The 9,396-nt window shown below is 67.3% G+C and carries 9 protein-coding genes; 7 read left to right on the top strand and 2 right to left on the bottom strand.

The annotated features are described in order from the left end of the window. Positions 1-288 precede the first annotated feature (288 nt). Positions 289-696 carry a type II toxin-antitoxin system VapC family toxin gene (locus IT293_13910; protein ID MCC6765748.1) on the bottom strand — a complete coding sequence of 136 codons (408 nt, stop codon included), beginning with the start codon at positions 694-696 and terminating at the stop codon, positions 289-291. Between the two features lie 13 nt (positions 697-709). After that, positions 710-973 (bottom strand): hypothetical protein, encoded by a 264-nt coding sequence (locus IT293_13905; protein ID MCC6765747.1) that lies wholly within the window; start codon positions 971-973, stop codon positions 710-712. Positions 974-1,583: 610 nt separating this feature from the next. Between IT293_13905 and IT293_13900 the strand changes: the two genes are divergently transcribed. The 7 genes from IT293_13900 to IT293_13870 all read left to right on the top strand — a co-directional run. Then, complete coding sequence (locus IT293_13900) at positions 1,584-1,874, top strand: nucleotidyltransferase family protein (GenBank protein MCC6765746.1); 291 nt, start codon at positions 1,584-1,586, stop codon at positions 1,872-1,874. Further along, positions 1,871-2,212, top strand: a complete 342-nt coding sequence (locus IT293_13895) for a DUF86 domain-containing protein (GenBank protein ID MCC6765745.1) — start codon at positions 1,871-1,873, stop codon at positions 2,210-2,212. The genes IT293_13900 and IT293_13895 overlap by 4 nt, the downstream gene beginning before the upstream one ends. Positions 2,213-2,331: 119 nt before the next feature. After that, entirely contained in the window at positions 2,332-4,899 is a 2,568-nt protein-coding gene (locus IT293_13890; GenBank protein ID MCC6765744.1) for a DEAD/DEAH box helicase, read from the top strand. 459 nt (positions 4,900-5,358) lie between these two features. Continuing rightward, the gene (locus IT293_13885; GenBank protein ID MCC6765743.1) at positions 5,359-5,829 is read left to right on the top strand and encodes a hypothetical protein; all 471 of its coding nucleotides are present in this window, start codon (positions 5,359-5,361) and stop codon (positions 5,827-5,829) included. Between the two features lie 328 nt (positions 5,830-6,157). Beyond that, positions 6,158-8,191, top strand: coding sequence for an HNH endonuclease (locus IT293_13880; protein MCC6765742.1), 2,034 nt, complete (start codon positions 6,158-6,160; stop codon positions 8,189-8,191). 62 nt (positions 8,192-8,253) lie between these two features. After that, positions 8,254-8,922 (top strand): nitroreductase, encoded by a 669-nt coding sequence (locus tag IT293_13875; protein ID MCC6765741.1) that lies wholly within the window; start codon positions 8,254-8,256, stop codon positions 8,920-8,922. A 69-nt stretch (positions 8,923-8,991) separates the two neighbouring features. Beyond that, positions 8,992-9,396, top strand: a 405-nt coding sequence (locus IT293_13870) for an NAD(P)-binding protein (protein ID MCC6765740.1), incomplete at its 3' end; no start/stop codon positions are given.

Genomic DNA, 9,396 nt, shown 5'->3' with positions numbered 1-9,396 from the left:
GCCGCCTCGTCGATCGCTGGATCGACCTCGCCACCGAACGCTCCGACCTCCAACTCGCGCAACGCACCGAAGCAGCGAAGCCGATCAAGCGCCGCTGATCACACCCGAGAACCCGGCACTCTCCAGCATGGAGGAGCTCGAGATGGCCGGCGAGGGGACAGTCGTAGATCTCACCGAGGAACTCGGTGTGCGCGATCTCGACGACTATCTTCAGACGGTGGTCGTGCCCGCATACCGATTGGCACGATAGGGCACGAGGAACGCCTTGGCGGACGGGGCACTGGTTCGTCAGACGGTCCAGTCGACCGTTGTAAGGTCCGGCATGGCAGTGAAGTCGCGATCGCGGGTCACCAGGGTTGCGCCGAGTGCGGAGGCGGTGGCAGCGATCCAGAGATCGTTTTCGTCGAGACTGAGACCCTGCCGTTGGCGCAGGAGCTTGATGCGCGCGTAGGCATCCGCCGCATCGGCAGGGACGGGCGCGCACGCGATCGTTGCGAAAAGAGACGCTGCTTGGTTAGCGAGGTTTTCGCGGCGGCGCCCGTGGGGGAGGCGTGCGATTCCGTAGAGAATCTCACCACGCACGATGGGGCAGATGACGACTTGGGCGTTCGGTCCGAGTGCGGCGAGGCGTGCTTCGATTCGCGCGTTCTTCCGCATGAGATCGGAGAACGCGTTCGAATCGAGAAGAAAGATCATTTGAGGCAGGGCCTCAGGCGTCGGTGTCGAACACGCCCTCGGGCCGCGTGGGCAGCTTGCCAGTCTCGATCATGCGCTCGAGCTCGTCCACGTCGCCCGCGTCGAGATCCGGAAGATCGCGGAGAGCCTGCAAGACCAGTCGCGGCGATCCCAGGGCCATCGTTTGGACTTGGCGCACGGTCACCTCGACGGGACCATCAATGCCGGCAACCGGCTCGTCCAGTTCGATGTGGCTCGGATCACTGAGCTTGCCGCGAACAACGATTGCTCCGTCCATGCCTTACCTCTAGCACTTTGCGGCGATTCTGGTCGAGATCATACTGCGTGGTCGGACCTGCGACATGCGGAAGGACGGCCATGAAAGAAGCCAAGCAGAAGCGTTTGAGAGCGGCGGGGTGGAGCGTGAGCGGGACCAACGAGTTCCTCGGCCTCTCGGATACAGCGGCGGCCGTGATCGAGGTGAAGCTGCAACTCGCCAGTGTCCGTCGGACTGAGCGAACACGGCGACGGCGCACCCAAAATCAGCTCAATCGTGTGATCGCGAAGCGCTCAGGCGCTCGGAACAAGCCGCCGCCCGCAAGGTAAGCGTCATCCGTGCATCGCCGTCTCGCGACGCGCCGGGGTGTCGCCTCGCACAAACGAGGGGACAATGCGCTCCTGACAGCACGGCGAAGGGCTCGCCGATCGCCGATCGGGCCAGGCCCGAGAGCGCCGACCGTACGGCACGAATCTTCAACGTGCCGATCGACTGTTTGGAGCAGCGTGGCGATGCCATTGCGGTCAATACCATTGCCGTTCCGAGATCTCCGCTCTAGATCGGCAGTCCGGTGAACGGAATCCGACTGGCCGCTGGTCGAGCATGGCTAGCGTGAGGTAAAGTTTTCCCAATGGACGTTGTCGATCTTCTCGCCCGCCACCGACCGGAGATTCTTCGCCTGGCCGAAGCCCATGGGGCTCGCAACGTGCGCCTCTTCGGCTCGGCGGCGCGCGGTGAGGCAGGCGACGAGAGCGACATCGATGTGCTGGTCACCATGGAACCCGGTCGGTCCCTGCTCGATCTCGTTGGCCTGTCCCAGGATCTCGAGCAGTTGCTCGGGCGCCAGGTTGATGTCGTCTCGGATCGTGGCCTCAGTCCCTACCTCCGCGACCATATCCTCGCTGAGGCTCGGGCATTGTGAAGGACGACCGCGCGTATCTTCTCCATATTCGAGACGCCATTGATGCCATCGTGTCCTACACGACCGGCGGTCGCGCGCAGTTCTTCGCGGATCGGAAGACGCAGGACGCGGTGCTCCGCAATCTGGAGATCGTCGGCGAGGCGGTGAAGCAGCTCTCTGGAGCCCTCACGAGTGCGCACCCCGATCTACCGTGGCGACAGATCGCCGGGATGCGCGACAAACTCGTCCACGACTATTTTGGCGTTGACCTTGATCTCGTTTGGCAGGTCGTCGATCAACAGCTCGCGAGCCTCCGTGCGCGTGTCGATGCGATCGTTCACGAGATCGGCTCGACCTGAAACGGCAGCGGCACTTGCGCGAGGCATCGTCCACGTCGGTTCTACGTCTCAGCGCGCACGCAATTGTTCCTGGTGTCACCGTCCAGGTCGGATAGCCGGTTGAGCGGTCCGGATTCACGATGAAGGACGACGACCCAACACGCGTCCTTGGGCGGCAGCGACCCGAGCAACGCGCCCGCCGCGAGCAGTTGCGCGAAGCGATCGATCAGGAAGAGGTTCGCCTCGCCACGCTCGAGGCTGAGCAGGCTGATTCACGATGTCGCCTCGCGGCGCTACGAGCAGACGTAGCTTCCCTGGGCGCCGAGCCGCAGATCCGCGTGCACCCGCCCTTGGCGATTGATGCACCGGTTCCGCGTACTCCGGCCGACAAGGTGAAGCTCTTCCGCTCGCTGTTTCGCGGGCGGGAAGATGTCTTCCCGACTCGGTTCGTCAGCAAGAAGACCGGGAAGCCAGGCTACGCGCCCGCGTGCCGGAACAAGTTCGTCAGAGGCGTCTGCGAGTTGCCGAAAGTGAAGTGCGGCGAATGCCCGAACCAGGCGTTCGCTCCGTTCGACGATGCCGCGGTGGCTGGCCACCTCACGGGTCGGCACGTGATGGGCGTGTACCCGCTCTTGGAGGACGAGACCAGCTGGCTCCTTGCGGTCGACTTCGACAAGAGTACGTGGATCGAGGACGTGCGGGCGTTCGTCGAAACCTGCCGAGGTGTCGGCTTGCCCACGGCGGTAGAAAGATCGCGGTCGGGTCACGGCGCCCACGTGTGGTTCTTCTTTGCGGCGCCGGTAGCGGCGAGCACCTCGCGGAAAATGGGTTGCTACCTCATCACCGAGACCATGTCGCGACGGCATCAGCTGAGCATGGACTCCTACGATCGCCTCTTCCCGAGCCAGGATACGATGCCGCGCGGCGGTTTCGGGAACCTCATTGCGCTGCCACTCCAGCGTGAGGCGAGGAAAGCAGGGAACTCCGTATTCCTCGACGATGAGCTGAAGCCGTACCCCGATGATCAGCAGTGGGTATATCTCTCATCCGTGCCGCGTATAGATCCGGCAGCGGTGGAGACCATCGCCCGCGAAGCGACGCGCCAGGGGTCGGTCGTCGGTGTTCGGTTGGCCGAGAGCGCCGATGAAGATGGCGCGACCCCATGGGCGCGTCTCCCATCACGGAAGCCCAAGCCTGTGATCCTCACCGAGCCGGTCCCGCCGATGGTGCGAGCGGTCCTCGCGCAGAAGCTCTTCGTCGATAAGGCTGGGCTTCCCTCGCCGCTGATCAACGAGATCAAACGGCTCGCAGCATTCCAGAACCCCGAGTTCTACAAGAAACAGAGCATGCGCTTGTCGACGGCGACGACGCCACGCGTGATCGCGTGCGCAGAGGATCTGCCGCATCACGTCGGCCTGCCGCGAGGTCGACAGACCGAGGTTCAGGGACTCCTCGGGAGATATGGCGCCTCTCTCGACGTCGAGGATCGGCGCACAAGCGGTGAGCCGGTCGGGTTCCGGTTTCAAGGAACCCTTACGGCGGTCCAAATGAGCGCTGTGGCCGCGCTGCTCGGTCACGACATCGGCGTATTCGTGGCGCCGCCCGGCGTCGGGAAGACGGTCGTCGGAACCTACATGGTCGCGGCGCGGGGTTGCAGCACGTTGGTTCTGGTTCACCGGCGTCCGCTTCTCGATCAGTGGCTGGCGCAACTGTCGCTCTTTCTTGGAATCGAGCCCAAAGAGATCGGCCAGATCGGCGCAGGCCGGAAGACCGGCAATGGCAAGCTCGACGTTGCGATGATTCAGAGCCTGTGTCGTAACGGGAAGGTACAGGATCTGGTCGCGAACTATGGCCAGATCATCGTGGACGAATGCCACCATCTCCCGGCCGTGTCGTTCGAGCGGGTACTGGCCGAGGCCAGGGCGCGTTACGTCGTCGGTCTGACGGCGACTCCACAGCGGCGCGACGGACACGATCCCATTGCCGAGATGCAGCTCGGGCCCGTCCGTTTTGCCGTGGACCCCAAGAGCCAGGCGGCGCAACGTCCTTTCGCGCACACGCTCGTGGTTCGGGAGACCGGCTTTACAACCTCGCGCGAGAAGACGTCGAGCATCCAAGAGCTCTACGCTGCGCTCGCGGCCGACGAGCAGCGGAACCACCTGATCCTGAATGATGTCGTTCAGGCGCTCGAGCAGGGGCGGTCTCCGATCGTGCTGACCGAGCGTAAGGATCACCTCGAGTATTTTGCCGAACAGCTGCGGAAGCTCACCCGACATCTGGTCGTGCTCCACGGCGGTATGGGGACCAGGGAGCGCCGCGCGGTGCAGGAGCGGCTCGCGGCGATTCCCGATGCCGCGGAGCGCCTCGTGCTCGCCACCGGCCGCTACATCGGCGAAGGCTTCGACGACGCTCGCCTCAACACGCTCTTCCTGGCGCTGCCGGTGTCGTGGAAGGGGACGCTGATCCAGTACACGGGCCGACTACATCGCCTACACTCTGCGAAGAGGGAGGTCCGCATCTTCGACTACGTCGACCGCGAGATCCCGATGCTGCTGCGAATGTTCGAGAGGCGCCTCCGCGGCTACCGCGGCATCGGCTACGCGAGAGGCGAGGCGCCGCTCGGCTACGCGGAGCTGCGTGACGAACTCGTCGTCGAATATGACGAAGAGGTACTGCGATCGCTCCAGGAGCGGGACGACTTCACATGAACACCCCGAGGTCACCTCGATTGGGCCGTTGATGCCGGAAACCGGCTCGTCCAGTTCGATATGGCTCGGATCACTCAGCTTACCGCTTCCGCCAAGCGACTGAAGATCCACCTCCGCCGCCGAAGCGCTTTACGGCCCGTCCGGCGATCCGACCATGGCTCGGCCTCGGCGAGCCGCGAAACCGGTCACGCGTCCGCCGGCGAACGGAGGCCGAGGATCCTCGACCGGACCGATGGGAGCAGGGCCATGCAATCGCCCACGACCTCCTCGCCGACGTCATCGAGGTCGCGATCGCGATCCCGGCGAGGGGCTACGCGCGGCGCCACGCGAACCTCGGGGCGTTCGTCGAACGGGTGCGGAGCCGCTACTACGTATGACGCGCCGGCTCGGCACGGCCGGTCCGCGTCGCCCGAGCCGGCGCGTAGCAGAGACGTGAGAATGGATTCGACGACGCCCGCAATGCCCCCGATCGACAACGCCCTCCTCGAACGCGCCATCACGGTCGCTCTCGCTGCCCATCGCGGCGCGACCGACAAGGGCGGCCATGCCTACATCCGTCATCCTCTCCGCGTCATGGAGCGCGTCGGGGGAGAAGGCCTCGAAGCCATGATCGCCGCCGTGCTGCACGACGTCGTCGAGGACGCCGGCGTGTCGTTCGATCGGCTCCTCCATGAGGGTATCCCGCGGACGGTGATCGACGCCCTGGAGCTCGTGACGAAGCGTCCGGAGGAGAAGGGCAGTGAGGCGGGCTACGACGCGTTCGTCCGCCGCATCGCGGAAGGCGGCTCGCGGCTCGCGATCGTCGTGAAGCTCGCCGACCTCGCCGACAACGCGGACCTCTCGCGCCTCGCGTCACCCACGGAGAAGGATCACGCGCGGGCCGCGAAGTACGAGCGCGCCCGCCAGGTGTTGCTGGCGGCGCTGCGCTAGAGAGCCGAAGCCCCGCGCCCGGCCGAGCGAAATTTTTGGTTGACTTGCCATGCAGTTTCGCCTAATGTTCGCCCTGCGAACGTCGAGACGTTCGCGACAACCGCTCCGTATCGACCCGGAAGCTCGACCAGAGATGCTTGTCTCCGCCGACCGCCGCCGTCGTCCGCGCCGATTCTTCGGGCTGCGTGGGGTGGTGCGCCGGCTGCGGCGTACCGACGGCGGCGACGGGGGGTACTGGCCGACCAACCAGCCAACGCCTGAGCTGCCGACCTCCGACGGCGGGACGCTGCAGGCACGGTCCCGGCCGTCGAACGAGGCGGACCGCGCCTTGCAGTCCGAACGAGCGCGCTTCGCGTCGACGCTGGACGCCGAGCTCAGGCTCGCGTGTCGCGGCGAGGCGACCATGCGCCGCGAGCTCGGTTGTGCGGCGCGCGAGCTCATGCGTCGTCGCGGGTACCGTCGGCTCGGCTTCGTCCGCCTTGGGGACTACGCGCGCGAGCGGCTCGGCGTGTCGGCGCGGACGCTGCAGAGCGCCGCCTGGCTTGCGACGCGGCTCGACGCGCTTCCGGCGGTCTCGCGCGCCTACGATCGCTCGGAGCTCTCATGGGCGCAGGCGCGCTTGATCTGCCGGGTCGCCGTCGCGGCGGACGAGGTTCGCTGGCTCGCGCTGGCGCGCCGCTCGACGGTCGAAACGCTCGAGCGCCTTGTCAGGCGCGCGCGCCGGCCCGAGGGCGTCGCGCCCGATCCCGAGGGCGACCCGAACGAGATCGACGGCGAGCCTCCGGTTCGTTGGCGCCTCGCATGCCCAGCTCGTGTCCGCGCGCTCTGGCGCCGCGCCCTCGAGCTCGCGTCGTGCGCCGCCGGGGAGCCGCTCGCGGAGTGGCGCGCCGCCGAGGTCGTCGCCGCGGAGGGCTCGTCGGGGCGTCCGGTCGGGACGGCGTTCGGGCAGCGCGCCGTCTCGCTCGCCGACCGGGCATTGATCACGGCCGTCCGCCTGGCCCGTCGCGCCCGACGGGAGGCGCGAGGAGCGGGCGACGGGAACGCTCCCGCGGTCGAAGACGGCTCCGCGATCGTCGATGCCGCGGCAAGCTCGGCCGATTCGTCCGCGCACCATTCGTCCGCTGAACCTTTGTCCGATCGTGACTCGTGCGCCGCCCCTGGCGGTTCGCCGGACCATGGTCCGTCCGGGCGCGCCCGCAATCGCGCGCCGCTCTCGCTCGCGCCGCCGGCGTCGTCCGATCCCGTCGCCCTCGATGCGCGGCTCGTCGAAGCGATGCGGGTGCTCCGCACGATCGAGCCGCGGATCGGTCGCTCGTTGCGGGTCGTGGTCGACCACCGCTTCTATGGAACGGTCGGCTGCGCATCGTTCGAAGACTACGTCCGCGAGCGGCTCGGCATCTCGGCCCGGAAAGCGTGGGCGCTCCTCAAGATCGAGAAGGCGACGCTCCGGAGCGGCGACTTCGCTCGGGCATACCGCGAGGGCCGATTGTCCTGGGTCCGTGCGCTCTCGCTGCTCCCGGTCCTCGACCGTGAGAACGCGGCGGCGTGGATCGCGCGTTCCGAGCTCGTTACCGTTCGCCGGCTCTGCGACGAGATCGACTGGGTGTTGGCGGCGCGTGACGCGCTCGGGCCGAGCGTGTCTCTCGGGCCGCCGCCGGTGGACAGCCGCTTGCTACCGCCCAGCGCCGCCGGCTCGACCGACGAGTGCCGCGTTTTGTCACTGACTGCCCGACTGCAAATCGGTGCGCACGTCGCCGACCCCGTGGCCGCGGTCGGAGCCGGTGCCGCGATTCGTCACTCCGGCGTCGGTGAGCAGGATCCTGCACCCGGACCATTCGGCCCGGTCGATGCGTCCCGCCCGCCCGCCGCGTCCGAGGTATGCGACGCGGAGATCCGGTTCAGCGGTCCGACGTCGGTCGTGGCGCTCCTACGGGACGTCCTCGACGCTTTCGCCGATCCGTCCGATGCGACCGAGCCGCGCTGGGCCGCGCTCGAACGCCTCGTGCGACACGTCATCGCCTGCTGGGAGAGCACGCCGCGCCACCCCGATCCGGTCTTCGCCCGGGACCGCTGGCGCTGCACGGTGCCCGCATGCAGCTCGCGCCGGAACCTTCACGATCACCACATCCGCTTCCGCTCCCGCGGCGGTGACAACACGCGCGACAACCGCACGACGGTCTGCGCCGCGCACCATCTGCACGGTCTCCACGACGGCACCATCCACGCAACGGGCACCGCGCCCCACGCGATCGAATGGCGGCTCGGCGTCCGACCGGGAGCGCCGCCGTTCCTCGCGTACGTCGGCGACCGCTATCGCTTGCCCGCGACGTCCGGCGCCGTCCCGAGCCACGGTCTCGGTTGAGTCACGACCGGATGACGTCAACTTCGCTCTTGCGATCTGCTACCCACCGACAAGGAGGCCCGATGGACGTTCTCGACGCGATCCGCAACCGCCGCTCCACCCGCGCCTTCCTCGACCGGCCTGTCACCGAGGCGGAGCTCCGCGCGCTCCTCGAAGTCGCGCGCTGGTCGCCCTCGGGCGGCAACTGCCAGCCGTGGCGTATATGGGTCCTCGCCGGCGCCTCGATGGCGCGCTTCCGGACGGAGCTCGCGGAGCTGATGAAGACCGCGCCCCGCGGCGAGCCGACCGAGTTCCCGATGTACCCCGTCGGCATCAAGGAACCCTACCGCACGCGGCGCTTCGAATGCGGCGAGGATCTCTACCGCTCGATCGGCATCCCGCGCGACGACAAGCCGGCGCGCCTCACGCAGCTGGCCAAGAACTTCGACTTCTTCGGCGCGCCGGCGGCCTTCTTCTTCGCGCTCGACCGCCAGATGGGTCCGGGTCAGTGGGCCCACCTCGGCATGCTGATGCAGACGATCGCGCTCGTCGCCGAGGCCCGGGGCCTCGCGACCTGCATGCAGGAGTCGTGGATGGCGCGCCACACCTTCGTGCGTCGCTTCTTCGCGATTCCGGACGAGCTCCAGATCTATTGCGGGATGGCCGTCGGCTGGGCAGACCCCGCGCACCCGATCAACTCGTGGCGGACGACCCGAGCCGCCGTCGACGAGATCGCGACGTTCTTCTGCTGAGGCGCGGGCCGATGGCGCTACTCCGGCGACCCCGCTAGGCTCCGGCAGACCCCGTACGGAGGAGATCGCGTGCCCACCGTCGACAAGGAAAGCCTCAAGAAGAAGTACGCCGAAGAGCGCGCCAAGCGCCTCCGCTCCGACGGCAACGAGCAATACGTCCAGGTCGAGGGCCGGTTCGAGCGGTATCTGGAAGATCCGTACCTCCCGGTCGTCCCGCGCGAGTCGAAGGCCGACCAAGTGACGGTCGCGATCATCGGCGGCGGATTCGCCGGACTCGTCACCGGTGCGCGGCTCGAGGAGGCGGGGATCACCGACCTCCGCGTCGTCGAGAAGGGCGGCGACTTCGGCGGCACCTGGTACTGGAACCGCTATCCCGGCGCCCAGTGCGACACGACGTCCTTCATCTACATGCCGCTCCTCGAGGAGACGGGCCACATGCCGACCGAGAAGTACGCGCACGGGCCGGAGATCCTC

The sequence above is a fragment of the Deltaproteobacteria bacterium genome (assembly GCA_020848745.1).
Classification (GTDB): domain Bacteria; phylum Desulfobacterota; class Binatia; order UTPRO1; family UTPRO1; genus UTPRO1.
Note: the sequence above shows the minus strand (reverse complement) of the source record. Positions and strands in the feature narration are given on the sequence as shown.